Genomic DNA, 26067 nt, shown 5'->3' on the forward strand with positions numbered 1-26067 from the left:
TTAATGGAGTCGATCTTGTCTATATCTAACTCACCTAAAAGCAGCTACCCAGTAGCGGTAGATGAAGTAGAGCGTATCAACAAGTTGAAAAAATATCAGGTACTCAATGAAGATGAGGAGCCTGCATTTGATCGACTCGTTGCACTCGTAAAGCTATTTTTTGATGTGCCGGTGGTAACGATCACTTTTATGGATGAGGAAACACAATATTTAAAAACAGCCTGCAAATTCAACAGTGAGACTGAGAGTGTACGTACCACAACACGTGAAGTAGCCTTTTGTAATTATACGGTTTTATCTAACGAAGTCTTTGTGGTGCCAGATGCATTGGAGGACAGTCGCTTTCGTCAGAATCCATTAGTTACTGGCTTGTCTCATTTGCGGTTTTATGCGGGTGCACCGATCATTTTGCATGAGGGCAATAAAAGTTACCGGTTAGGTTCATTATGCCTGATGGATACCAAGCCCAACCATAGCTTTAGTGACCAACAAAAAGAGATATTGGCGCAGTTTGCGATGATGGCAGCAGATGCGTTGAAGCTACAGGATAAAGAACGTGATGCCAAACACGCCAATGAGATGAAATCTAACTTTTTGGCCAATATGAGTCACGAAATACGAACACCAATGAACGGTATTATTGGTATGGTAGAGATGCTAGGTGACACTGAGCTTAGCGCTGAACAGCGAGAGTATGTAGATAATATCAAAGTCTCTAATGAGCATTTGATGGTGATTATTAATGGGATTTTGGACTTATCGAAAGTTGAGTCTGGAAAAATGTATATTGATTCTATCCCACTCAATTTATCTACATTATGTAATGAAGTGGTCAGCCTATTTTCTATTAAGGCACGTCAACGAGGTTTGACGCTAGATTACCATTATACCGAGTCGTTATCACCTTATGTAAAAGGGGATCCAGTACGTCTCAAACAAATCATCGCAAATCTTGTCAATAACGCGATTAAGTTTACTCGTGAAGGCGGGAGAGTGAGTATTGATGTCAAGCATATGAATAATTGCTATCGTGAAAATATTGATAAAAATAGCATGAGGCAGGAGACGCTAGAACGTAAGGCGGATAAGAATATAACCTTATGTATTGAGGTCACAGATACAGGTGTCGGTATAAAAGCTGAGTCATTAGAGGCAATATTTGATGCTTATGATCAAGCCAATAAATTCACGCATCGTCTCTATGGTGGTACAGGTCTTGGACTGTCTGTCTGCAAGTCTTTAGTCGAACTGATGGGTGGTCATATCCGCGTCAATAGTACGGTAGGTGTCGGGACTACTTTTCGAGTGTTATTGCCACTACCGACTATTGATGAAGAGAAATACGAAGCATGGCAAGACTCTCATGATCTCACAATGGCAGAGCCTAGCCACGAGCGTGCAGGTCATATCTTATTGGTAGAAGATGATACCGTTAATGCCATTATTGCCAGAAAGGCACTGACCAATAGCGGTCATACCGTCACTCATGTGACTGACGGTCAACAAGCGATTGAAGCTTTTGCTTTGTTTCCCAAACGTTATGATGTCATCTTGATGGATCATCACATGCCGATTTTGGATGGTGTACAGGCCACTATTAAGCTGCATGAGCTTTATGACCCTCAAGACCTACCACCTATTATCGCTTTGACTGCCAATGCCATGGATGGAGAGCGCGAAAAGTACTTAAAAGTGGGTATGCAAGATTATTGCACCAAACCTTTTAAAAAGGAGCAGCTAAATGCTTTAGTACAATATTGGTTGATACAAAAGCAGCTATCAGAAGAGGAGTAAGCGGTAGATTGCAATGGCAGTCACATTCAGTCACCTTATAATCACTGTGTGCATAGCGACAAAGACAAAAAAAGCTTAACCGTTTATATAGCGGTTAAGCTTTTTTATTAGTGATCAACACAACAATCTCAGCGACCAATCACGCTTATCGCGCTATTAGTTTACGCGAGTTTGATAGTCACCCGTACGCGTATCAACACGGACGATTTCACCTTGCTGTACAAATAGCGGTACACGTACCACGGCACCAGTTTCTAGCTTAGCCGGCTTGCCACCGCCACCTGAGGTGTCACCGCGTACACCAGGATCGGTTTCTGTGATTTGTAATTCAACAAAGTTAGGCGGCGTTACTGATAAAGGTGTGCCATTGAACAAAGTAATGGTGCATAGAGCATTGCTGTTCTCTTTTAACCACTGTATCGCGTCGCCCATCGCGTTTTTGTCAGCTTGAATTTGCTCAAAGCTTTCAGGGTGCATAAAGTGCCAAAACTCACCATCATTGTATAGATAGTTCATTTCCGTATCCATCACATCAGCCGCTTCTAAGCTGTCGCCTGATTTGAATGTTTGCTCCAGTACTTTACCACTACGAAGATTACGCAGCTTAACGCGGTTAAAGGCTTGACCTTTACCGGGTTTGACAAATTCGTTTTCAAGAATGGCACAAGGGTTGCCATCCAGCATGACTTTTAGACCAGCTTTAAATTCATTAGTAGAAAAACTTGCCACAAGAGACTCCTAGGGGTTGTAGATATGGTAGTAGATAGATATGAGGCTGACTGTACCAAAAGTTGCTGCCAAGCCAAGTGCTTACGTATTAGCGATATACTTTGATAGGGTAGACACTAAGGGCGTATAATATCCGATTTTGGGCACAGGTAGTAGGCTGTCATGATAAACCATTTAATCACACAAAAAAACTGGCAAACGCAATTATCGGAAGCCATTACCTCTGTTGACGAGCTGCTCAGTCTCCTAAAACTTGAATCATTGCGCGCAGATGTCTATGTGCCGAAGCATTTTGTGCTGCGTGTGCCGCGCGGCTTTGTGGCAAAAATGACTGTGGGCGACCGTGATGATCCTTTACTAAAACAAGTCCTACCAGATAAGCGTGAGCAGATTGCGGTCACTGGCTATGTGGCGGACCCGTTAAGTGAACACAGCCAAAACCCTGTCAAAGGAATGCTGCACAAGTACCAATCAAGAGTATTACTGACGATTACAGGGGCGTGCGCGATTCATTGTCGCTACTGTTTCCGTCAGCATTTCGACTATAGCGCCAATATGCCAACTGCTGATGCAAAAGAAAATATCATCAACTATATCAGCGCGCATCCTGAAATCAATGAAGTGATTTTGAGCGGGGGTGATCCTTTAAATGTGACCAATAGACGTCTGTTTGCATGGTTAGATACTTTGGAATCTATTCCGCAGCTGACGACAATTCGACTGCATACTCGTCTACCGCTGGTTATTCCAGCCCGATTGGATGACGCACTATTAGACAGACTGTCTCAAAGTCGTTGCCGTATCGTGATGGTCATTCATTGTAATCATGCCAACGAGATTGATGATCTGACAGCAGAGTACCTTCAACGTGCTCGCGCAGCTGGCGTGACGATGCTAAATCAAGCAGTACTATTAAAAGGTGTTAACGATAATATCGATGCTCAGACAGAATTAAGCCAGCGTTTGTTTGCTTGTGGCGTACTACCGTATTATTTGCACGTATTGGATAAGGTGGCTGGTGCAGCACACTTTGATAGCGACGAGCGGTCGTCAATTGAGCTCTACTGGTCGATATTGGCAGCATTACCGGGATATTTGGTACCTAAGTTGGTCAGAGAACTGCCGAATAGGCCATTTAAGGTGCCGATTGATATTTACAAACATATTTAATGCAGGCAATATAGGGGTGCAGAAAAAACCTGTTAAAAAGAGACGATTGTTGATAAAAATTGGTCAGTGACTGATTTTTTATAAGAAGGGGGTCACGGTATCAGACATTATATTGATAGAACGCCTAAAATATATTGTCTAACAATAAAACTTCTATCGTTCATACCCATAGTCTCTTTAAAACAATACACAGTTTGCATGCTTTTTACCTGATATTGCTCTACTTTGTGTGGTTGCATACTTGCCTCTTGTCAACTTACTCAGAGTGACCAACAGTGAGTAGGAATACTGATGATAACTTTATCTAAGTTTCAAGAAGCCCTTTCTTCCAAAGAGCCACTACCAACGCCAAACCAATCAGTGAGCGGCCAAGAGCATCATTTGCTCAAACTATTGACAACGCTATCTTCACAAACCCAAGAGCAGCAAGCTGAGCACTTAGAAAAAGTTCTCTCCGTATTATGCGAGGCCAATATAGATGAGCTTCAATGCCTTAAACTGATGACGGCTGTGAGCGATGCTTCAGATCGGTTGATTGCCACGTTACGACAGCAGTATATTTATGAAACAGGCGCGCTGAGTGAGGTGCAGTTGGGTTATGTGGCTCAAGTAAAATCCTTGCATTATTTAATTATTTTGGCTTATGACAAGGTTGTACGTCGTCAAGAATTAATATCAAACAGTCCGCCAAAAAATATTTTAAAGAAAGGTTTTCCGCGCTATTTTAATACCAATAAAAAGCGCGCCAATACGCTTACGGTTGCCATTTATCAGTCGCTGCTGAGGTACCACAAGCTATTGTGTGAAGAGGCACTTTGCTATCGCAAGCCATCAGATTATCTCTGGTTCAGAATTAATCAGTTGTACCACCTCGCTTATCAACAGCGTGTGTCTCATCTCGAGTTGAATCGAGAAACAGTGACACCCTACACAAATAGTATTCATCAGCTTTATTGCCAAATATGTTTGCATAGTTTATTGAATGTATGTGCCATGCGTCGTCCTAATGTTCTATTGGTACAACGTTTATTGCCTGAATGGTCTCATTATATTGTTGCGACAATAGAACCAAAGACGGAAACACGCGTGTTCGTAGATTTACAGAGTGATAAACCACCAACGTATCTAACGCCCAACTCTGAGATAAATCCCTATGAAGATCGCTATGACTGTTTGTTTTTAGAGCTGACTCCTATGGTGCAGTATTTTAATTCACGTAGGCAGCTATCCACTGAGAGCAGTAATGTGGGGATAGGACACGGTCTGTTGAATACAATATCAATGACAGTCAGTTATCGTTATCTACAACCACAGCTCACGCTGCCTACTAAATATAGTCTCAAACACCGTGCGAGTTTAATCGCTGGTTTTAACAGTATCCATCACCATGTTGCTGACTCAAGCAGCTTTGCTAGCTTGATAGCAATAGATGAGTTATCCATAGATGAGCGCCCTCGTTATGACACGTTTAATACAGAGCAAAACAGTAATAGCGTATTAGACATAGAGGTGTTTGACAGCCATGACAGTCTGTCATTATTTCGTACACTGCGATTGGTGCCAACAGTAGATGTCTTGAATGAAGAGCATGTTGGAGAGGAAGCTCTTGATATGGATATGATAGATGGCGAGCTTGCTGCAACCACACCGCCATCATTACATATCATGAGTTTGTTCTTACTCTGTCAACCTGATGTGACAGAGCAGCCTGATCGGTCAATAGGGGTAGTACGTTGGCGGCATTTTGATACCAAAAACAAAGAGGTTGAATGGCAATTGCTTGGTCATCAGATTGTGGCATGCGGATTGCGCTTGGAAGGGAGGGACCCACAGAAGCATTGTTTTGTGCCAGCGCTGATTCTGGGTAAGGATGAGCAGCTGCAAACCATGAGTTCGCTGATTGTACCTTCGTCTTACTTTCAGCCTGATGATAGAGTCATCATGCGTATCAGCAGTAAACAAACCCATCTACGTTTGGGTCGTAGATTGATGATAACTGAAGGGTTTAGTCAATACGAAATAGCAAAATAATGTCTATTTATGTATTTATAGTGAAACCATTATAAAAATGGTATAGCAAGATTAAACGCTATTTTTCGCAGCCTCTGAAGACGCAGTCACAGCAAGCAAGAAAAGTAGCGTTTAATCGAGCGCGTTTCCTATGCTGTATCAATTTTATTGAGGTTCTACTATATTGAAAGAAAGAGGGGTTGCACCGTATAAGAAAAAAGGCTGATGTTTTTTTTGATCTTAGATTAACACACCAAGTGCAACGCTAATTAATATTATAGAACGCCTGCATAGGCGTTTTAAACCCTAATCGTTTTCTTGGTCTGTTGTTTAGTTTGTTCTCAATGTCCTGTATTTCATTATCAGAGACTTGTCTAAAGTCACAACCCTTAGGCAAGTACTCTCTGATAAGGCCATTGGTATTCTCGTTGGTTCCTCGCTGCCATGACGCATAAGCATCGGCAAAGAAGAAAGGGCTAAAGAGCTTTTGTTTCACCTTCTTATGCTGAGCAAACTCTTTACCATTGTCAGAGGTAATGGTCTTAACCTGCAACCTCACTGGCGCTAAGAGTTCTATCATTGCCTCTGATACTTGCTGTGCTGTTTTATGACCCACACGCTTCATCTTCAGCAGCCCCGTTTTACGTTCAACGAGCGTGACAATCGCTTGCTTGTGATGCTGACCGATAACGGTATCCGCTTCCCAATCTCCAATACGTGAGCGTTCTTCAACAATACAAGGGCGCTCATGAATCGAGACTCTGTCATTGATACGGCCTCGAGTCTCAGCGGTTAGACGCTGCCGGTATGGTTTTCCTTTACGTCTGAGACACTGCCACAATGTACCGCCCTGCCTCTTATCACGCCAAATATAGCGATAAATGCTCATATGACTGATACCAGCATGAACGCCAGATATTTGCTCAGGACTCCAGTTCTCTTTAAGCTTGTCTGTCACCCATGCCCAGAGGTCAGTCACAATAGTTGTGGCGTTGTTAGCCCGTCTGTCACAAGCCTTGTTATTAGCATGCTTTGCTCGGTAACCTCGTAGGCTTTTATTACGCCTAAGCTCTCTTGATATGGTACTGGGACTTCTGTTTAACACCCTCGCTATAAAATTAATACTATGTTTTGCCCCTTTAAGGGCATAAATCTGGTATCGTTCACCTAGGCTTAGATGTGTATAGCTCATGGTTGCAATCTCACTTTGGTCGGTGGATAAAAACTTTGATGCTAGCGCATCTAGGTCTTTTTTTCACCTTGCATTTGGTATTGCACTTCATGTGTTAATCTAAGGATAATAATATTAAACAAACAAGGTCATAAGTTAACCTGCAGTCAATCAAATTATTGTCTATAATGAGCGATATTGTTACTCTAATTTATAAGATGCCTCGGGCGCTAGAATATATTACGCCATAAAACTCAGCTACTATCACAATAATCACTGAGCCTACTCTCTATAATGTTTTCTAAGCCAGATTAATTTTTGGAAACAGTATAAGGTGTCAAAAATAAGAGATAAAGATACAACCATAAGATTAAAAGGCCACCTATGCGCATTCAGTCCACCTTAAATCTATTAGTGATTAACGATGATCAGCTCTATGCTGAGCGTCTTGTACATCTACTGAGTGATTATTATGACAGCGTGAATTTAGGATTTTTGGATGATAAAGAAGAGCTACTAAAAGTACTGCGCCAGTCGTGGGATGTGCTGGTATTCGTTAGTGCTTATGATATGAGCTTTACGGATGTGGTTGGCATCATTCAAGAGCAGAGCATTGATTTGCCGATGATTTATTTGATGAAGGGTGAGGCAATATCGACCGCGTGTAATGATGAGGGGTTGCCTGCGGTGATGAGCGGAACCATGGTCAAAGCACTCAAGGCTGATCAAGAGATGGCTATCGTTATGGCTATCTGCTTACAGCATGACAGCTTGCGTAGTCGCCGTGAGCTCAAGAAACTACGCCATGTCCTATCAGAAGCAGAGCAACGTGCCAATGTGCTGATTAAAAACTCGAAAAGTGCAGTTGCCTATATCGATGAAGGTATCCATATCTTTGCCAATGATCCCTATCTTCAACTGTTTGGCTTTCGGTCAATGAATGATGTCATAGGGGTACCTGTGATTGATTTGATTTCAGGTGGCGATAGTGTCAAGGACTTCAAGCAATTTCTACGTCAGTTCGATAAAGGTAGCCGTGACGAAGTTGAGTTTAACTTTGAAAGCGTGCGCACGGATGGCAGTACTTTTGAGGCAAAATTACAGTTGGCATCTGCGACTTTAGATGGCGAACCCGTTACTCAGATTATCATACAACAAAATGCTAGCAACAGCGCAGAGGTTGCCAAACGCTTGGCTGAAGCAGAGCGTAAAGATAACCTGACAGGTGTGAATAATCGCCACGGCTTTGAGGAGCAAATGGCGATAGTGCACCAGCAAGCAACTCAAGGCGTGCTGACAGCAGCATTGCTCTATGTACAGCTCGATAACATTGGAAAAATAAGAAGTAGCCTCGGTCTGCAAGGAGTAGATACGACTGTCAAACAGGTTGCCTATGCACTAGATGAACTGGTATCGGATGGACATGTCAGCCGCTTTAGTGATACCGCATTTATGATACTTGTCAAAAACAAAACTACCTCAGAGCTCGAAGAGCTGGCTGAGAACATCGGTTCGCGTATCAGTGAGATGCTCATTGAGGTAGATAAGCGTACGACGAGTACCACGGTAAGTATCGCAATCGTCAAAATCGAAAAAAATACCGCAGAGCCCGCTATAATAATAGAGCGTGCTATGGATGCTATTAGCCAAATCATGGTCGAAACCTCTAACCATGGTGGTACTTATCATCTATATGATCCGAGTGAGCATGCCAATAGTGATGATCAGGCGCTTGCTGAGTCTCTGATTAATGCTATTACAAACAGTCGATTTGAGCTGTCATTTCAACCAATATACGATATCAATCAAGATCGTAGTGACTTTTTTGAAGTGTATCTACGTCTGCCATTGGCCGATGCCGATAACACGGTATTGACTCCTGATCAGTTTATGGCTGTGGCCAGAAAACACAAGCTACTTGAAAAGATAGATCGCTGGGTACTCATTAATGCGTGCAAAAAAATCAATGATGTCCGTAAAGAGCATCCTGAGGCCAGACTATTGGTGCAGCTAACCAGTGCCTCATTAATTGACAAGAAACTGCCCAATGTGGCAAGCCAACTGATCAAGGCAGTAGGCGGCGCTGCTGGTGTCTTAACGTTGCAATTTAACGAAAAAGACATCTCAGATCATTTAACTGTGGCAAAATCCCAGTTTTCGGCCCTTAACGAAGTCAACTGTCAAATGGGCATTACTAATTTTGGTTCTTCTGCCAAATCTATCGAAATTGCCAATTTAGTGCAGCCGGATATCGTGCGTTTGGCGCGTAACTATGTACAAGATATCAATTCAGCAGATAACTTAGACACGGTTAAATCACTTATCATGCGCATCAATGAGGTAAATGTTGATGTGCTAATGCCGTATATTGAAGATGCAGCGACTATGTCAGTCGCATGGAGTGTGGGGGCGCGCTATCTGCAAGGATACTATTTAGAAAAGCCTAGCAAAACGCTAAAGATTGCCAGTTAACATATTGCGATGCTACAAAATCTTTATCGCTAATGCTCACCAACCAAAGATTGCCAAAATGTCTATTATTAGTAAATATCAAATAAGCAGTCTTTTTGCCGCTGTTTTATTGCTCACTGCTTGTGAGCATACCCCGCCTGATCATCGCGACCCTGTGACACTACCACTATATGTCAATGGGGATGCAGATAATGGCTCGTTAATTTATCAAGATGCTTGCAGTCAATGCCACCAGCTCAACGCTGGTCTCAATAAAAAGGGCCCGCAATTAATGAATATATACGGCGCACCAGCTGCTGAGCTAAAAGATTACACTTATAGCGAAGGGCTCACAGAGTCAGGATGGGTATGGGATGCCAAAACACTCGATCCCTATATCGCGGATGCACAAAAAGCCATGCCAGATTCAAAGATGCTATCAGACCCTATGCCAGATGCTAAAGAGCGCGCGGATGTTATTGCGTATTTATCAACCCTCCGCGCTGATGCGCCGATCGTCGTAGATGATGCGAACTGACCTTACTGGTTGATCGTTATGACCCAAAAAATGAGCCGATAATTTACTATGACCCATGCCCCTAACGATAGAGCACCATCACCTACCTATCAAAAAATAGCCAAAACGCTTGGTCAATCCGTTCCTAGTGGCACCGATTTGCAACGCAATCAGCAGAAAATTGCACAATTGATGGCGCAATTGAACCAAATTGTATTGGACAAACCGCAAGCAGTTAAATTGGCACTCAGTGGCATACTAGCAGGTGGGCATTTATTGCTACAAGATTTACCTGGTATGGGTAAGACAACTCTGGCTCAAGGTTTGGCTAAGCTGTTAGGCCTGAGTTTTAGCCGAGTGCAGTTCACCAATGACATGCTCCCTGCCGATATCTTAGGCATGAGTATCTATGACCAAAGTAAACTGCGTTTTGAATTTCGTCCCGGTCCTATTTTTACTCAACTGCTACTTGCTGACGAAATCAACCGCTCCAGCCCCAAGACGCAAAGCGCACTCCTTGAAGCAATGGAAGAGCGACAAGTGACGCAAGATGGACAAACTTATCCCTTGCCGCAGCCGTTCTTTGTTATTGCAACCCAAAACCCACTGCAACAAGCTGGCGTCTATCCGTTACCTGAATCACAGTTAGATAGGTTCTTGCTGTGTCTGTCATTGGGCTATCCATCACCTATGGCAGAGCGTGAACTACTAAAAGGTCAAGATCGCCGTGAGCTATTAAAGGATCTAGATACGGTGCTTGATACTGAGGCTGTGCTATTGGCACAACAAGGCGTAAAACAAGTTTATGTGGCGGACGTGGTATTGGATTACCTACAAAGACTTGTTGCAAAGACTCGAGCAAGCCAAGAGTATCATGGGTTATCACCACGTGGCGTGCTATCGCTACAGCGTGCTGCACAGGCTTATGCTTATGTGTCGGGGCATATGGAGGTGACGCCTGAAGATATCCAAGCGGTCTTTGCTGCCGTGGCTGATCATCGTCTCGGGCAGCGTTTTGCACCTGCACAAGTGGTAGGTGGGCAAGCACCGCAGACCATCGCCCAACGCATTTTAGCAGACGTGCCTGTCATCGTTTAGCTGTCTATATTTTTAGTTATCTATATTGAAGTACGAGCAGGTTTAATAATACATGGCTATATCATCGAGTCCGTTAGTCTGAGGACTAGCGACTAGAGTCAATTACATGGTAAGAATAGGGTAGTCATGAGCTTTTTACCAAAAGCCTTAACCGCGTCAATCAGGTCAGCAATGAGCCGTTGGTTTGCCTCGCGCGCACCCAAAAATGATAGCGCGACGCTCAATCTACGCAACGTCTATATTTTTTTTAGTCGTGAGGGTATGCTATTTGCTGTGCTATTAGTGATTACCTTTATCGCGGGTATCAATTATGGCAATAACTTGGTACTTGGCTTGTGCTTTTATCTGGTCAGCGTTTGGTTGATTAGTTTTCATGTGACTTTTGCGCACATATCGGGTCTGCAAATGCGTCTGCTAGAAGTGACTATGACAGAGGCCGGTACTCCTGCTTGGGTGACACTGCAACTCAAAAGTGAGAGCCGTCAGCCACGGCGGCAGTTATTATTTGAGTTTGAGCAAGTAGCTGACAAGAAGGATAAAAGTGGCACGAATCGGCAAAGCTCCATACTCGTGACGAGTCTACAAAGTGAGCAAACTATTCGCTTACCTGTTCAAACCTACAATCGCGGTCCTCTTGAGCTGCCACGACTAATAATTAAAACCGTTTATCCTTTGGGTATTATGCGTGCTTGGTCTTATGTCTATTTTGCGCGTAAGACTTGGGTGTATCCCAAACCTGAAGCATTTGACTGGCAGGTGCAGTATTCAGTTGCAAGCTCGGAGGATCTGCCAATTGGCGGACAATATCGACAAGGGCAAGACGACTTTGAGCGACTGGATAATTATGTCGAAGGGGAGTCGCTGGCCCGTGTCTCTTGGGGCCATGTGGCACGGGGTCAAGGCATGTTTACCAAGCACTTTGCAGACCCTGTCGGTCATGAGCAAACGCTTGATTATGCAGATATGCCAGGTGCTCATCATGAACAGAAGCTTGCGCAATTGGCTCATGGGGCGTTGACATTGGGTCAATTAGACGTGCCCTTTCAAATGCGTTTACCCAATGATACGCCTACTAGCGCAGCGGTGGGTGATGGCGAGACTTTTGCGCAAGCGTGCTTGCTAAGGCTGGCGAAAGCACCATGAATGAACCCAAACAGTTTTCTGCAACCGATGCCACAAAAACGGCAAGATTTGAGCAGTTAGCACTCGGTCAAAATATACAAGCGAAAAGTGGCATAGCAGCTGATAATAAACGGTATCGGCGACTACTGGCTCTACCAGCCTACCACTGGGTGCTAATTGCTCAAATAGCAGTCGTGTTGCCACATGCTGCTCACTTGCCAATATGGTTAATCGGGTTTGCGGCGATTAGTATTATTGCCCAACTACCGCGTCTCAAGAGTCGGCTAAAAAAACTCTCGCATTTAAAACGTGTCTATCAAAGCATGCAGATGCTGGGTTTTTTATTAGGCCTAGTGGGTCTGTGGCTAACGTATAACACAGCCTTTGGGCTAGACATGGGCGTGGCATTTTTGGTGCTATGTCTCGCTAGTAAGCTTTGGGAGCTGTACAAGCGGCGCGATGCTTACGTGGTGTTGAATCTATCGTTATTTGTACTGGCGGCCTTGTTTTTGATGGATCAAGGGTTGCTGACAACTTTAGAAGTGGTACTGGGCGCTGTTATTGTCCTGCTGGCGTTTATTGCCCTAAACGACGATAGCAATGATGACGGTGATGGACGCCTGCGTACTTTAGGGGTGTTAGGGATTGGGGCACTGCCATTGTTGGTGGTGCTGTTTCTATTTTTCCCAAGACTGCCGCCACTGTGGTCTGTACAACTATCAGGTCAGCAAGCCACTACTGGTGTGTCTGATAGTATGTCACCCGGTGATTTTGCCAATTTAGGCCAGTCAACTGAGCTGGCTTTTCGCGTAGAGTTTGGCGATGAGCGTCCACCGCAACAGCAACTATATTGGCGCGGACTCGTGTTTAGTGATTTTGACGGAGTTACCTGGCGACCAAGCAATCAGGTAAGCCAATGGTCGACTAGATCGCAAGCCCCTACATGGATTCAAAATGCCTTTGCTACCGTTCCTGAGCAAGTGCAAGCCGCACCTACTCGCTATCAAATTATCCTAGAACCTACTCAGCAGAACTGGTTATTCGGGCTTGATTATCCTTTTTCTCAGCAGCCAGATATCAACATTACTTCCAACTTTACATTATCAAAAGATCAGCCTGTTACGCAGCAGCTGCGTTATGATGTATTGCAGTTTGCGCCGATGCGTATTGACCCTGTGCTGACAGAGGCATCAAGACGCCTAAATCTGGCACTACCAGCAGAGGGTAATCCGCAAGCACGCGCGCTTGCTCAGCAGTTATTTGTACAATCAGGCTCAGATCCCGTGCGCTACATGGCTGCTATCGAGCGCTGGATCAATCAAACAGAGTTTCGCTATACGTTGTCACCGCCACGACTCAATACTGATCGTATCGATGAGTTTTTGTTTCAGACCAAAGCAGGATTTTGTGAGCATTACTCTTCAAGTTTTACTTTTATGATGCGCGCAGCTGGTGTCCCAGCGCGGGTGGTAGCAGGCTATCAAGGTGGTGAGCTGAGTCAAGGTGGTGATGTTTGGGAAGTGCGTCAAAAAGATGCGCATGCATGGACTGAAGTTTGGCTCGAAGGCCAAGGCTGGGTACGCGTCGATCCCACGTCGTTTGTGGCGCCTGAGCGAGTTGAGCAGGGTATGAATGCGATGACCCAGCAGCAAGGGGCAGCCATGTTTGGCAGTGGTGCTAGCGCGCAAATCAGCTATCAGCAGTATCAAATGCTGCAAACACTACGTCGCTTGTCTGACCAAGCCAGCTATTACTGGCAAAAAGATGTGGTCGGTTATGACCAAGACAAACAAGCAGATTCGCTACTAAAGTGGTTCAACATCAGCTCCATCATGCAGCAAATCATCTGGTTAGCGGCCAGTGCTGTTATTATTATGGCTACCTTAGTATTCATCATTTGGCAGCGCCGCCGTAAACGCTGGCATCCAGCAGATTTGCCGCTTGCCCAGCTCTCAAAACGTATCGGCAAACGTGATAAATTGCTGGCTCGAGAAGATAATGAAGGACAGTTGGCATGGCTTGAGCGTTTAGCATCTGCTATCGATAGTCGCTTAGATAACGATACTCACCGTCATGCAAGTCGTTTAACAGACAGTGAAAACCCGATAGCGATTCAGACAAAGCTGGTTGAAATTAGACAAGATTACCGTCAGCTACGTTACGGGCGCCTGAGTAACTTGGATACTAACCATAGTGAATATCAAAAACTACTTAAGCAGCTGAAAAAAAATGTACGCGAATTATTGTAACGTTTTAATGGATGGCGTTGATAATTTGAGTGAGATTAAAGATGCTGACACATGGATATGTAGCAAATATCAGTAAAGGTTGTTTTGAGAAGATAAGTAAGAGAGAGTGTCTCATGGCGGTATATGTAGATTTTGTGCAGATAAAATTCAAAGGCTATAAATGGTGTCATATGCTTGCGGATAGTTTGCAAGAGCTGCATGATTTTGCAGCATTGATTGAGGTAGATCCACGTTTATTCCACCGCACCGCAAGCTACCCGCATTATGATGTTACCGTGCAAATGCGCGAAACAGCCCTTGAGAATGGGGCGCTGCCTGCCGAAAGGAAAAAAATTATTGAGTGCGCAAAGAAGTTAAAAGTAGAGCTGCAGTCTGAAATGTCGTTATCTGATAGTGACTGATGCAGCTTATAAGTTACACAAAGAAAAAGGTGGGTAGAGATTTTGCTCACCCACCTTTTTTTTGCTTAGATGATACTTTTCTCGTTTGGTATTATTTGGCAACTGCCGCCGTGCTGATTGCGTTGAGCGCTTTTGAGACATTATCAATAACGGTATCGCAACCTTTGATATTATGGCGTGTTTTTAGATATTCAGGATTGTTTTATGATAGCCATACCTTTTTATTGGCACCTTTGCTAATGAGGATTTTTTGTGGTAAATCAATGGCGACGGTTTGCTCGCAATTCATCAGAGACGATCTTAATTATGGCGATATCCTTGAGCGATTCATTAGTGAGTCATGGCGAATATCCATTGTGCGTCATCAGGCAGGGGGTGGCAATATATTCCAATCGATCGTTATACCAAGCGCTCTGCCAAATAGTCGACCAGTAGTCTGATTTTTGGCGATAGTTGACGGTTGTGTGGGTAGATGGCCCAAATGCTTTCTTTGGGTTCTCTATAGTCGTCGAGTACGCTCACCAACGCACCCGATGCCAGATGTTTTTGTACGTAGTAATCGGGCAGTTGTACGATACCCAGCCCTTTTAACGCCGCATCAACCAGACTATAACCGCTGTTGCACTGTATGGTACCAGAGACGCGCAAGTTCTTTTCTGTACCATCTTCGACAAAATGCCAATAGTCGCGTGTCCCTAGTAAGCAGTTGTGCTGGCTGAGATCGTCAAGCGTGCGTGGTACCCCGTATTGATTGAGATAAGCTGGTGTCGCACAGACAAAATTGGTGCGCAGGCTAAGCTTTTTTGCCATCATCGTAGAGTCGCACAACTTGCCAATACGAATGGCCAAATCGTAGCCACCCTCGATTAAATCAATTTTTTGGTTACTCAAAAAAGCGGTCACCTCAATGTCCCGATATTGCACCATAAAATCATTGATTAAGGGCAGCAATTGTTGCTCGCCATAAGTCACAGGCGCAGTCAGTTTGATTCTGCCTTGAGGTTTTGATTGCAAATTGCTCACCGCTTGCTCAGCCGCGTTCAAACCATCGAGCACACTGCGGCAATGCTGATAAAAAACGCGGCCTTCTTCAGTAAGTGAGACTTTACGCGTGGTACGATATAGCAGCTTGATCTTCAGTCGCTCCTCTAACGCACTAATCTGACGGCTGACTTGCGCAGTCGAGATACCAAGCGCTTTTGCAGCGCGTGTAAAGCTCTCGTACTCTGCCACACAGACAAACTCACTAATCCCTTCCCAGCGCATGATTATTACCAATATGTAAAAGATATTTGCAAATATAGCATATTGTTATCTGCTCAGAAATAAATATAATGGTTAGTATCAATGTAAATAGATGCTGCTTTATGGTCATCAATGCTTGCCTACAGAGGGCAGGCAAGATAAGCTCAGTCTATCTTTATCCGTTTTAATCGTAGAAATCGTGACGATTAAAACGAGCAGATAGCCTTATTGAACAAAAAGAATGATTGGGCGTGAATGACGTTTTAAGTTTACGCTACGTTACAATCCATCGATAACAATCAAAAAGAGATTTTCCTATGTCAGATAAATTTATCAAATCAAAAGCCGCCATCGCTTGGGGCCCAAAGCAGCCATTGTCTATCGAAGAAGTAGACGTCATGCTACCACGTAAAGGCGAAGTACTGGTAAAAATCGTGGCCAGCGGTGTCTGTCACACAGATGCGTTTACCTTATCTGGTGAAGACCCAGAAGGCGTATTCCCAGCGATTTTGGGTCATGAGGGTGGCGGTATCGTTGAGCAAGTCGGCGAAGGCGTAACCAGCGTTCAGGTTGGTGATCATGTCATTCCGTTATACACGGCAGAGTGCGGTGTTTGTAAAATGTGCCGCTCAGGCAAAACCAATCTTTGCTCAGCAGTACGCGAGACGCAAGGTAAAGGCTTGATGCCAGATGGCACGACGCGTTTTTACAAAGACGGCGAGCCTATCTATCATTATATGGGTTGCTCAACGTTTTCTGAATATACTGTGCTACCAGAGATTTCTTTGGCTAAAGTCAATAAAGAGGCGCCATTAGAAGAAGTTTGTTTGCTTGGTTGCGGTGTCACCACAGGCATGGGTGCGGTCATGAATACGGCTAAAGTCGAAGAGGGCGCTACCGTTGCTATCTTTGGTCTAGGCGGCATTGGACTATCCGCAGTCATCGGTGCGGCGATGGCAAAAGCCAGCCGTATCATTGTGATTGATATCAATGAAAGCAAGTTTGAGTTAGCTAAAAAACTAGGCGCAACCGATTGCATCAATCCAAAAGACTACGACAAACCGATTCAGGAAGTCATCGTTGATCTAACCGATGGCGGTGTGGATTATTCGTTTGAATGTATCGGTAACGTCGATGTCATGCGTTCAGCGCTAGAGTGCTGCCATAAAGGTTGGGGCGAGTCAGTCATCATCGGTGTCGCTGGTGCTGGACAAGAAATCTCAACCCGTCCATTCCAGTTAGTGACGGGTCGCGTCTGGAAAGGTTCAGCATTTGGTGGTGTGAAAGGCCGTACGGAGCTACCAGGTTATGTCGAGCGCTATCTGGCAGGTGAGATTCCTTTACAGGATTTCATCACCCACACGATGCCAATAGAAGACGTGAACGAAGCGTTTGACTTAATGCACAAAGGCGAGAGCATTCGTACGGTTGTCAATTTCTAAGCGTCGTTACTGACAGTAATATCAAAATCACAGTTTTAACCTGATGACGCTACAATAAAAAAAGCTGCTTCAATTTTGAAGCAGCTTTTTTTTATTTTATTTTTTTACAATGACAGACGGTTTAGTCAGTCATATTCGCCAATTGTTCTAATATGCTGACGTAATTTTCAACCCCTTGCGCACCGCTGACCAAATGGCGCTCGTTGAAGATAATCGCCGGCACACTTTGAATGCCTTGCTGCTGCCAATGCTGTTCTTCTGCTCGCACTTCTTTTGCAAAGAACTGACCTTCTAACACTGCCAGTGCCTCACTACGATCCAGTCCAGTCTCAGCTGCAATGTCAGCAAGCACATTGATATCGGAGATGTTTCTATTATCGGTAAAATGTGCCGCAAATAACGCTTGTTTTAACTCATGCATATATCCTTGCTGGTCTGCAAAATGCAGCAGCTGATGCAGATTAAATGTATTGTGCATGCGAGTGTCGTCATTGAAATTAAATTCAAAGCCGACTTCCTGTCCAGCTTCAGTCATTCTGACTCGGCTAGCATCTGACTCTTCTTTAGTCGAACCATACTTTTCGATAATGTGCTCACGCAAGTTTTGCCCCTCGCTTGGCATGTGAGGATTCAGCTCAAACGGATGCCAATGAATGGTGTGTGCGGTATTGGTTTGCTCAAGTGCTGCTGCCAGTTGGCGATAACCGATGACGCACCAAGGGCAGACGACGTCTGAGACGATATCTATTCGGAGTGGTTTTTCTGATGTGCTCATATTTCCTCGCGGGTATTATTATTTATGTTTTGTTTGGGATGTATAGATAGAGGCATATCAGTTGGAATCAAGCAGATATACCTAGTTATCAGACAACTATAACTAGTTACCATGTATCAAGTCAGTTCATACTAAGAGAATGACTAAGTGATTACAATGTAGTCTGCGCAGTCGGCGTCGCCAATTCGGTAGCTCAATTGTATCTATTATCAGTAGGATAGCCGAAATTTTTGCAAAAACGGTCTAACAACTGACGCACTGATAACAAAACCCATGACTACTTAACCAATCTGCCGTGGTCACAAAACAGGTTTTTATTTAAAGTTGCTCCATTGAGATTAGCGATGATTATTTATAAATAACGCTAATAATAATAATTCAATAAACAATAAAAACTTAACACTCACTATAGTGTCATATATGAAAAATATCACTGAAGCAATGAAATGGCGTTACAGCACCAAAGACTTTGACACCAACAAAAAAATATCAGCAGAAGACTTTCAGAGTCTAAAAGATATCTTACGTCTCAGTCCGTCGAGCCCCAATATTCAGCCTTGGCATTTTGTGATTGCTGATGACGAAGCTGGGAAAGCTCGAATCGCTAAAGGCACAGAGGGCATGTATGAATTCAATGATGCCAAAGTAAAAGATGCCTCGCATGTCATTGTATTCTGTAGTCGTGTCTATGCCGATGACGAGTTTTTAGAAGGCTTGCTCGACAAAGAAGATGCCGATGGTCGCTTTGCAGAACCAAAGTTCCGAGAGCAAATGCATCAAACGCACAAAATGTTCTTGGACATTCGTCGTTATGAGCAAAAGGACGAGCCGCATTGGTTGATAGAGCAGTTGTATCTCAATATGGGTACATTACTACTAGGCGCTGCTACTTTGGGTATTGATGCTGTGCCGATGGAAGGCGCAGATTTAAAAGCACTTGATGAAGAGTTTGAGTTACGTAGTAAGGGCTATACCGCTGTTGCCGTGATATCGCTTGGCTACCGTAGTGAAGATGATTTTAATGCTGATGCCTAAGTCTCGATTTGACGAAAAAACAATCATCACTAAAGCCTAGTTTTAGGTGTTTGATTTGAAATGATCATTCTAAAGTAGCCTCATAATAGTCCTATAAACTTTCGTTTGTGGGGCTTTTCTTTATTGAAGTCTATTTAATATACTACCTTTTTCTAAAAAATAGATTGCCCACTTCACATAATATAGTCAATCCTAAATAAAACAGATACATTATATATCAAGGTGGAACTGGTCTAAATTTTCCTTGCGTGCTGTGCCTACGCAGACAGAGGTTGCGAAAAATTTATCCCAGTCCCACTGTATCGTTTTTATACTGAATTCACTATATATTGCTAAATCATATGGCCTGAATTTGAGTGCTTATATATAAAAATCAAGTGATACTAGCTAGCAGCGGATGGTTAGGCTAATTGAGGTAAATGATTATCAGTTAGCTTACAGCGATTGGTAGTACACACTTTCAGGTACTGCCTCGGATTAAAAACTACACTGCAACAACTACAAAATAAAAACAAAACAAGTTTTTTGGTACGCCATAATGGATTTATTGCCATGGATTTATTGCCGCCGTAGCTATAAGGCGCTTTTTTCACCCATTATATTCATCTGCCAGCGAGAAGCCAGCATGTCTACCTTGACGTTAACAATCAATAAGCAGGATTATCAGCTCGAGAATCTTGACGCCCGTACGACACTGCTCGACGTCTGTCGTCAACATTTACAAATTACTGGACCCAAAAAAGGCTGCGACCACGGCCAATGCGGCGCTTGTACCATGCTCATCAATGGTCGCCGAGTCAACTCTTGTCTCACACTTGCTATCATGCATGATGGTGATGAGATTACGACCATCGAAGGCATCGGTATGCCGGATTCACTATCGGCGCTGCAACAAGCCTTTAAAGATAACGATGCCTTTCAGTGCGGGTACTGCACCCCAGGTCAAATTTGTTCAGCGACTGCATTAATAGAAGAAGTAAAACAAAATTGGCCAAGCCATGTGAGCACAGACTTACAACATCCTGATAGCCTTCTAGTACAAGAAATCGCTGAGCGCATGAGTGGTAATATTTGCCGTTGCTCCGCTTATCCCAATATCATCAAAGCCATCTCACAAGTGCTTGAGAATGAAGCATCAGCGTCTACTTCTAAAACAGTTGACAACGCTGCGCAAAACTCAAGCGTAACAGGTATTTGGTCACCGCCGTCAAGCGAGACTCAGTTCCATAAAGCCTCAGCGAATAACAAAACAATAACAGGCAAGGCAGGAGACCACTCATGAAACGTTTTGAATATAGCCGCGCTGATGCACCAGAGCAAGCCGCAACCTCTGCTAGCGGCAAAGACGCTTCTTTTATCGCAGGTGGTACCAACTTATTAGATCTCATGAAACTAGAGATCGAAACCCCAATCAAACTGGTCGATATCACTCGTTTAGAATTAGAGCAAGTAGAAACGACTGCCGATGGTGGTTTACGTATTGGTACGCTTGTGACCAATAGCGATTTGGCCGCGCATCCTGAGGTGATTGCAAACTATCCAGTATTGTCCCGAGCTATCTTGGCAGGAGCGACTGGTCAGCTACGTAACAGAGCGACAACGGGCGGCAACTTTTTACAGCGTACTCGTTGCTATTATTTTTATCAAACAGACAGCGCTTGTAATAAACGTGAACCGGGCACAGGATGTCCTGCTATCAACGGGGAGAACCGTACCCTAGCTGTCTTAGGTACCAGTGATTCATGTATTGCTCAGCACCCATCCGATATGGCAGTGGCAATGCGCTTACTGGATGCCACGATAGAGACAGTTAAAGCAGATGGCTCGACTCGCGCTATCGATGTGAAAGATTTTTATTGTTTGCCAAAAGACACGCCGCATATCGAAAATGTGCTAGAAGCAGGCGAGCTGATTACTCATGTTGTATTACCTGCCCCTATTAAGGGCATGCATACCTATGACAAAGTGCGTGATCGCGCTTCTTATGCCTTTGCACTGGTATCTTGTGCCGCAGTCATCGATGCTGACGACAATGGCAACCTAAAGACAGTACGATTGGCGTTCGGCGGCATCGGTACCAAGCCATGGCGTAATGAAGAGGTTGAGGCACTATTAATGGATACCGATGGCAATAGCGACGTTATCACGCAGGCCGCTGATCTATTATTGCATGATGCCAAAGGTAATGGTCAGAACGACTTTAAAATACCGTTGACGCGTCGCCTACTAAAACAAGTTATTCAGCGCGCATTAGCGGGCGAGGGAGCATAATCATGGCACTATTAGAATCAATCACCCAGTCAGAACCAACCAAAAAACTGACCATGGATGAGCCTGTTGAAACGCTATTTAGCACAACGGCAAGCAAGCTAGTTGGTAAGCCAATCAACCGTGTTGATGGTTCCCTAAAGGTTAGCGGTCAAGCGAAATACAGTGCCGAAATACACTTGGACAATCAAGCCTATGGTGTATTGGTAGGCGCGACCATTGCTAAAGGTCAAGTTGAGAGTATCGATAGTGACTCTCTAAAAGGCATTCCTAATATTATTAAAGTCGTGACCGATCCTGAGCACTTTTTGCGTAACTCTCAACAAGGGACAAAAACTAAAGCACCCAAGCAAGGGGTTAGCGAGATTTTTTATCATGGTCAGCCTATTGCTGTCGTGGTTGCTGAGACTTTTGAGGCGGCAAGAGAAGGCGCTAAAGCGCTGAAAGTGACTTATAAGGATGAGACTGACCAAGCGGCACTGAACTTTACCCAAGAGCTCTCTAACGCACATGCGGTAGATGAAAAAAAAGGCTCTGATAAAAATAATGTCCAAGGCGATCCAGACCAAGGCTTAGCTGATGCGGCAGTGACCGTTGATCGCTTTTATCATACCCCAAGTCAAAGCAACTCTCCGATGGAGCCCCATGCAACGTTGGCTCATTGGGAAGGCGATAAGCTCGTTCTGTATACTTCCAATCAGATGCTCGCTTCTTGCAAACAGCAAGTCATGGATGCTCTGGACCTAAATAAAGACCAAGTACAACTGATCGCACACTATGTCGGTGGTGGGTTCGGTAGTAAGCTCGGTATTGCTCCTGAATCTATTGCAGCGGCGATTGCTGCGAAAGATCTGGGTCGTCCGGTGTTGATTACCATGATGCGTCCACAAGTGATGGAAGCAACGGTCAGACGCTCAAACACGCGTCAGCGTATCGCAATCGGCGCGAACAATGACGGCGTGATCGATACATTGATTCACGATACGATCTCTAGTAATTTGCCAGGTGAGGCTTTCTTTGAGCCAACTGCTCTATCTACGCACCATCTATATAGGGGCAAAAACCGCCGTGTGAATTATGAGATGGTAGACATGAACCAAGTGTTGTCAGGTTCTATGCGTGCGCCTGGCGAAGCGGTAGGTATGATCGCGCTTGAATGTGCCATGGATGAGCTTGCCACACAGTTGGAGATTGATCCGGTTGAACTACGCCGTCGTAATGAGCCAGAACAAGATCCGAGTCAAGATATTCCTTTCTCAACGCGCCAATTGATTGCCTGTATGGAACAAGGTGCTGAGCATTTTGGTTGGAGTGAGCGAAACGCCAAGCCTGCCAGTCAATTAGAAGGTGACTGGTGGATAGGTACAGGCATGGCGGCTGCTGCCCGTGGTAACCAACTACAGCAATCTGAAGCACGTGCAACCCTACAGGTAGATGAGTTAAAAGCACTTGGTATCAAAGCAGTTATCGAGACAGACATGACAGACATCGGTACAGGGTCTTATACGGTGTTTTCTCAGGTAGCGGCAGACCTGTTAGGACTGCCTATCGACCATGTTGAGATGAAACTAGGTGACACTGCATTGCCACCAGCATCAGGCTCAGGTGGCAGTTTTGGTGCTGCGAGTGCGGGTAGTGGTGTCTATCTTGCTTGTGAGCAGCTGCGTGAAATGCTAGCAGAAAAAGTTGGTCTGTATCCTGACAACATTCAGTTAGACAATGGTCAAATCAAGAAAACAGGCGAGCATGCTTTAACGGCAATGGAAGCTGCCAAAAAGAGCGGCCAATCATTTGCTGACAGCACTATTGATAAGCTATCGCAAACCACAGGGCTTTCACTATCAGGACAGTCAGCATCACAAAAGTATGATTTTGATAATACAGAGTATTATGCGCTTGCGGATGTGGTCGCTGACTATGACGAGCAAAAAATCACTGCCAAAGGCCAGATAAAACCGGGTAAGAACGGTAAGAGCCATCGCCAAGCCTCTTTTGGTGCGAACTTCGCTGAAGTGGCGGTTCATAAAGTCACTGGTGAGATTCGGGTGAGACGTATGACAGGTGCATTTGCCGCTGGTCGTATTCTGAACCACAAAACTGCAACGTCGCAATGCTATGGCGGTATGGTGTTCGGTATTGGCTCAGCGTTGATGGAACAAGTGATTCATGACAAACGTGACGGTCGTCTCTGTAACCATGACCTTGCCGAGTATCATGTGCCAGTTAATGCGGACGTACCGCAGTTAGATGTCATATTGGTAGAAGAAGATGATCCTTATACCAATCCAATGCACATCAAAGGTATCGGTGAGACGGCTATTTCAGGTGCTGCTGCCGCGATTGCCAATGCTATCTATAATGCGGTCGGTGTGCGTGTTTATGACTTCCCGATTACCCTCGACAAGCTACTTTATGAGATGCCAGAGTAGTTTTATCAGCTTATGTATGACAAGAACCCGCTTACTGAGCGGGTTTTTGTAACTGAGTCGGTAGTATATTTTATTACTAGCAAAAAATTCACTAACAAAAAACAATTATTAAATAAGAGGCGTTATGAATCAAGTCGCTGACATTCTGAAGCTGGCAAGCGAGGCTCAGCAACAAGGTGTTGATGCTGTATTGGCTACTGTCGTTCATACAGAAGGCTCAGCGTATCGCCGTGCTGGTGCCATGATGCTCATCCGTGAAGATGGTCGTTCGGTCGGAATGATCAGCGGTGGTTGCTTGGAGCCTCACATCATCAAACGTGCCTTTTGGCTCACGCGTGACGGTGCCAATGTGCAGGTTTATCAGACAGGTGATGACATTGAGTACGCTGATAATGGTCAAGCGCAGGTAGCGATCAACAAAGAAGCTGGCGATACAGACGATCTAGACGACTTTGATGACATGGACTTTGATGAGTTGAATTTTGGGCTTGGCTGTAATGGACGTGTGCATGTGCTGTTTGAGCGTCTGGCAACAGCCGAACCATTTTTAGAGTCAGTTCGTCAGGTGCGACGTCATCAGCAGCCAGTTATGGTCGCTACTTTGATTCGCAACAACGGTTGTCAGAATACTGAGTTGCAAGTTGGCCTGCGTATCAATCTAGACGAATATCACAATTCGGAAAATTCACCAAAACAAGAGATAATAAACCCTTCGAATATAATTGCCGATATTGTAGAAAAGTTAGCAGAGTACAAGCTGTCTGAGAGCAATACTGAATACGTGACCATAAAAACGGACGAGGCAACCACCGAGTGGCTCGTACAACGCCTGCAACCACAAGTGCGTTTATTAATTTGTGGCGCAGGTAATGATGTGATGCCATTGGTGACCATGGCCAAGCTACAAGATTGGCATGTCACGGTCATAGACAGTCGCGCGCAATATGCGACTCGTATGCGCTTTCCTCAGGCAGATGCAGTAATGTCATTATCTTTAGAGGATAGTGATACCCTGCTAAAGCTGAGTAAAAATGCTGCGGTTGCCCTGATGTCACATAGCTTGACTCAAGACCGCGCTCGCTTGGCGATATTGCTAGCACATGCGCAAAACTATAGATACTTAGGACAGTTGGGGCCGCGCTATCGTACCGAACGCTTAATCAATGAGATAAGCGCTAACATGGATCATCCTGCTATCTTGGATACTGGCGTTCAAAAACTGCATTATCCGATTGGCTATAAGCTAGGAGGAGATGGTCCAGAGGCACTCGCACTGGGTATCATGGCACAGATAAATGCAGTCATGCACGATCAAACTGCATCAGTAGAAGGCTCCTACAGTAGGGTCTCGAATTCAGAAGCAAGCGTTGGTAATACGGATGCTGATATTGTGCCGAGTACCGTATGAGTAGTATCGTCTTAGAAGACAAGGACAGACAGGTGCAAAATCATGCGGTCATCATATTGGCAAGTGGCCTCAGTCAGCGCCTTGGCCAACCTAAGCAGCTGCTCGTTAAGAATGGCGAGCTATTAATCGTGCACATGATCCGATCGGCAGTGAGCACCAATCCGCAAGCCGTTATCGTTGTGATTCCTGATAAGCATCCTGCAGTTGCTAGTGTAGTTACAGAGTTGGCTGTGCAATATCCAGCGGTTCAAGCGGTAGTAAACCCAAAACCTGAAACTGGTATGGCGGACAGTTTGCGTTTGGGTATTGAGAGTATTGCGAGTCTTGGAAATTCGTCAATCGAGCGCGTGCTTATCATAGGGGTTGATCAGGTTCTATTAGATCAGTCGCATTTAATGGCTTTGCTGGCTGGTGATCGGTCTGTAGTGGCAAGTCGCTATCATAGTTGGCATAGCTGGCAATATCTAGAAAACTACCAAAATTTGGATGAAGCAGAATCTAATAAAAACTTTAGTAACAATAAACCTTCAAGCAATATCGTTGGTCTGCCTTTGGTGATCAATTATAAGCTGCTTAGACAGTGGAAAGCAGCATTGATGGGCGATAAAGGGCTACGGCATTTGATTAGAGGGTTACCAGCCGATCAAATAGGTACAGTTATCAACGATAATCTTACCTATGATATTGATACGCCCGAACAGCTAACCTATGCCAAACAGCAAGGCTGGCTGGATAAGAAATCCTAGCCATAAT

The 26067-nt window shown here is 44.5% G+C and carries 21 protein-coding genes; 16 read left to right on the plus strand and 5 right to left on the minus strand.

The window, feature by feature from the left end:
- Window positions 1–15: 15 nt before the first annotated feature.
- On the plus strand, window positions 16–1794 hold the full coding sequence (locus PSBA01_RS08150) for a GAF domain-containing hybrid sensor histidine kinase/response regulator (protein WP_228724543.1): 1779 nt from the start codon (window positions 16–18) through the stop codon (window positions 1792–1794).
- Window positions 1795–1950: 156 nt separating this feature from the next.
- On the opposite strand, the gene efp is transcribed toward PSBA01_RS08150, so the two are convergent.
- Window positions 1951–2523, minus strand: coding sequence for an elongation factor P (efp, locus tag PSBA01_RS08155; RefSeq protein ID WP_058025610.1), 573 nt, complete (start codon window positions 2521–2523; stop codon window positions 1951–1953).
- A gap of 162 nt (window positions 2524–2685) precedes the next feature.
- Here efp and epmB point away from each other — a divergent pair, with 162 nt between their 5' ends.
- A complete protein-coding gene (gene epmB / locus PSBA01_RS08160) occupies window positions 2686–3693 on the plus strand; it encodes an EF-P beta-lysylation protein EpmB (RefSeq protein WP_186473834.1) in 1008 nt (335 codons plus the stop codon).
- A 291-nt stretch (window positions 3694–3984) separates the two neighbouring features.
- Window positions 3985–5724: a hypothetical protein gene (locus PSBA01_RS08165; RefSeq protein ID WP_186473835.1), complete on the plus strand. Its 1740-nt coding sequence runs from the start codon at window positions 3985–3987 to the stop codon at window positions 5722–5724.
- A gap of 244 nt (window positions 5725–5968) precedes the next feature.
- On the opposite strand, the gene PSBA01_RS08170 is transcribed toward PSBA01_RS08165, so the two are convergent.
- The gene (locus PSBA01_RS08170) at window positions 5969–6895 is read right to left on the minus strand and encodes an IS30 family transposase (RefSeq protein WP_025643743.1); all 927 of its coding nucleotides are present in this window, start codon (window positions 6893–6895) and stop codon (window positions 5969–5971) included.
- 363 nt (window positions 6896–7258) lie between these two features.
- On the opposite strand from PSBA01_RS08170, the gene PSBA01_RS08175 reads away from it, so the two are divergent.
- From PSBA01_RS08175 to PSBA01_RS08200, 6 genes are all read left to right on the plus strand, one after another.
- On the plus strand, window positions 7259–9346 hold the full coding sequence (locus PSBA01_RS08175; RefSeq protein WP_093070590.1) for an EAL domain-containing protein: 2088 nt from the start codon (window positions 7259–7261) through the stop codon (window positions 9344–9346).
- A gap of 58 nt (window positions 9347–9404) precedes the next feature.
- Window positions 9405–9863, plus strand: coding sequence for a c-type cytochrome (locus tag PSBA01_RS08180; protein WP_058024410.1), 459 nt, complete (start codon window positions 9405–9407; stop codon window positions 9861–9863).
- A gap of 48 nt (window positions 9864–9911) precedes the next feature.
- Window positions 9912–10940, plus strand: a complete 1029-nt coding sequence (locus tag PSBA01_RS08185; RefSeq protein WP_186473837.1) for an AAA family ATPase — start codon at window positions 9912–9914, stop codon at window positions 10938–10940.
- Between the two features lie 171 nt (window positions 10941–11111).
- Complete coding sequence (locus PSBA01_RS08190) at window positions 11112–12083, plus strand: DUF58 domain-containing protein (RefSeq protein WP_227517189.1); 972 nt, start codon at window positions 11112–11114, stop codon at window positions 12081–12083.
- A complete protein-coding gene (locus PSBA01_RS08195) occupies window positions 12080–14311 on the plus strand; it encodes a transglutaminaseTgpA domain-containing protein (RefSeq protein WP_186473839.1) in 2232 nt (743 codons plus the stop codon). Before PSBA01_RS08190 ends, PSBA01_RS08195 begins: the two co-directional genes overlap by 4 nt.
- A 113-nt stretch (window positions 14312–14424) precedes the next feature.
- Entirely contained in the window at window positions 14425–14712 is a 288-nt protein-coding gene (locus PSBA01_RS08200) for a DUF4031 domain-containing protein (RefSeq protein ID WP_186473840.1), read from the plus strand.
- Between the two features lie 202 nt (window positions 14713–14914).
- Here the strand turns inward: PSBA01_RS08200 and PSBA01_RS13430 are convergent, their stop codons facing one another.
- Both PSBA01_RS13430 and PSBA01_RS08205 read right to left on the minus strand, forming a co-directional pair.
- Complete coding sequence (locus PSBA01_RS13430; RefSeq protein WP_323970246.1) at window positions 14915–15001, minus strand: hypothetical protein; 87 nt, start codon at window positions 14999–15001, stop codon at window positions 14915–14917.
- A gap of 110 nt (window positions 15002–15111) precedes the next feature.
- Window positions 15112–15978, minus strand: coding sequence for a LysR family transcriptional regulator (locus PSBA01_RS08205; protein ID WP_186473841.1), 867 nt, complete (start codon window positions 15976–15978; stop codon window positions 15112–15114).
- A 296-nt stretch (window positions 15979–16274) separates the two neighbouring features.
- Between PSBA01_RS08205 and PSBA01_RS08210 the strand changes: the two genes are divergently transcribed.
- Window positions 16275–17399, plus strand: coding sequence for an S-(hydroxymethyl)glutathione dehydrogenase/class III alcohol dehydrogenase (locus PSBA01_RS08210; protein ID WP_058024416.1), 1125 nt, complete (start codon window positions 16275–16277; stop codon window positions 17397–17399).
- A gap of 121 nt (window positions 17400–17520) precedes the next feature.
- On the opposite strand, the gene PSBA01_RS08215 is transcribed toward PSBA01_RS08210, so the two are convergent.
- Window positions 17521–18174, minus strand: a complete 654-nt coding sequence (locus tag PSBA01_RS08215; RefSeq protein WP_186473842.1) for a DsbA family oxidoreductase — start codon at window positions 18172–18174, stop codon at window positions 17521–17523.
- A 420-nt stretch (window positions 18175–18594) separates the two neighbouring features.
- Between PSBA01_RS08215 and nfsB the strand changes: the two genes are divergently transcribed.
- From nfsB to PSBA01_RS08245, 6 genes are all read left to right on the plus strand, one after another.
- A complete protein-coding gene (gene nfsB / locus PSBA01_RS08220; RefSeq protein ID WP_228724544.1) occupies window positions 18595–19209 on the plus strand; it encodes an oxygen-insensitive NAD(P)H nitroreductase in 615 nt (204 codons plus the stop codon).
- Window positions 19210–19834: 625 nt separating this feature from the next.
- Window positions 19835–20491: a 2Fe-2S iron-sulfur cluster-binding protein gene (locus tag PSBA01_RS08225; protein ID WP_186473843.1), complete on the plus strand. Its 657-nt coding sequence runs from the start codon at window positions 19835–19837 to the stop codon at window positions 20489–20491.
- Complete coding sequence (locus PSBA01_RS08230) at window positions 20488–21480, plus strand: FAD binding domain-containing protein (protein WP_186473844.1); 993 nt, start codon at window positions 20488–20490, stop codon at window positions 21478–21480. Before PSBA01_RS08225 ends, PSBA01_RS08230 begins: the two co-directional genes overlap by 4 nt.
- Window positions 21481–21482: 2 nt before the next feature.
- Window positions 21483–23906, plus strand: a complete 2424-nt coding sequence (locus PSBA01_RS08235) for a xanthine dehydrogenase family protein molybdopterin-binding subunit (RefSeq protein ID WP_186473846.1) — start codon at window positions 21483–21485, stop codon at window positions 23904–23906.
- Window positions 23907–24030: 124 nt separating this feature from the next.
- Window positions 24031–25314 (plus strand): XdhC family protein, encoded by a 1284-nt coding sequence (locus tag PSBA01_RS08240; RefSeq protein ID WP_186473848.1) that lies wholly within the window; start codon window positions 24031–24033, stop codon window positions 25312–25314.
- Window positions 25311–26060: a nucleotidyltransferase family protein gene (locus PSBA01_RS08245; RefSeq protein ID WP_186473850.1), complete on the plus strand. Its 750-nt coding sequence runs from the start codon at window positions 25311–25313 to the stop codon at window positions 26058–26060. Before PSBA01_RS08240 ends, PSBA01_RS08245 begins: the two co-directional genes overlap by 4 nt.
- Window positions 26061–26067 lie beyond the last annotated feature (7 nt).

This window comes from Psychrobacter sp. KCTC 72983, assembly GCF_014280455.1.
GTDB lineage: Bacteria > Pseudomonadota > Gammaproteobacteria > Pseudomonadales > Moraxellaceae > Psychrobacter > Psychrobacter pacificensis.

Bases quoted from the DNA above. Each gene is read 5' to 3' on its own strand.
- PSBA01_RS08230 (WP_186473844.1), top strand. From the start codon at position 20,488: ATGAAACGTTTTGAATATAGCCGCGCTGATGCACCAGAGCAAGCCGCA.
- nfsB (WP_228724544.1), top strand. From the start codon at position 18,595: ATGAAAAATATCACTGAAGCAATGAAATGGCGTTACAGCACCAAAGAC.
- PSBA01_RS08215 (WP_186473842.1), bottom strand. From the start codon at position 18,174: ATGAGCACATCAGAAAAACCACTCCGAATAGATATCGTCTCAGACGTC.
- PSBA01_RS08165 (WP_186473835.1), top strand. From the start codon at position 3,985: ATGATAACTTTATCTAAGTTTCAAGAAGCCCTTTCTTCCAAAGAGCCA.
- PSBA01_RS08205 (WP_186473841.1), bottom strand. From the start codon at position 15,978: ATGCGCTGGGAAGGGATTAGTGAGTTTGTCTGTGTGGCAGAGTACGAG.
- PSBA01_RS08200 (WP_186473840.1), top strand. From the start codon at position 14,425: ATGGCGGTATATGTAGATTTTGTGCAGATAAAATTCAAAGGCTATAAA.
- PSBA01_RS08245 (WP_186473850.1), top strand. From the start codon at position 25,311: ATGAGTAGTATCGTCTTAGAAGACAAGGACAGACAGGTGCAAAATCAT.
- PSBA01_RS08195 (WP_186473839.1), top strand. From the start codon at position 12,080: ATGAATGAACCCAAACAGTTTTCTGCAACCGATGCCACAAAAACGGCA.
- PSBA01_RS08175 (WP_093070590.1), top strand. From the start codon at position 7,259: ATGCGCATTCAGTCCACCTTAAATCTATTAGTGATTAACGATGATCAG.
- PSBA01_RS08190 (WP_227517189.1), top strand. From the start codon at position 11,112: ATGAGCCGTTGGTTTGCCTCGCGCGCACCCAAAAATGATAGCGCGACG.
- PSBA01_RS08180 (WP_058024410.1), top strand. From the start codon at position 9,405: ATGTCTATTATTAGTAAATATCAAATAAGCAGTCTTTTTGCCGCTGTT.
- PSBA01_RS08185 (WP_186473837.1), top strand. From the start codon at position 9,912: ATGACCCATGCCCCTAACGATAGAGCACCATCACCTACCTATCAAAAA.
- PSBA01_RS08170 (WP_025643743.1), bottom strand. From the start codon at position 6,895: ATGAGCTATACACATCTAAGCCTAGGTGAACGATACCAGATTTATGCC.
- PSBA01_RS13430 (WP_323970246.1), bottom strand. From the start codon at position 15,001: ATGAATTGCGAGCAAACCGTCGCCATTGATTTACCACAAAAAATCCTC.
- PSBA01_RS08240 (WP_186473848.1), top strand. From the start codon at position 24,031: ATGAATCAAGTCGCTGACATTCTGAAGCTGGCAAGCGAGGCTCAGCAA.
- epmB (WP_186473834.1), top strand. From the start codon at position 2,686: ATGATAAACCATTTAATCACACAAAAAAACTGGCAAACGCAATTATCG.
- PSBA01_RS08225 (WP_186473843.1), top strand. From the start codon at position 19,835: ATGTCTACCTTGACGTTAACAATCAATAAGCAGGATTATCAGCTCGAG.
- PSBA01_RS08235 (WP_186473846.1), top strand. From the start codon at position 21,483: ATGGCACTATTAGAATCAATCACCCAGTCAGAACCAACCAAAAAACTG.
- PSBA01_RS08210 (WP_058024416.1), top strand. From the start codon at position 16,275: ATGTCAGATAAATTTATCAAATCAAAAGCCGCCATCGCTTGGGGCCCA.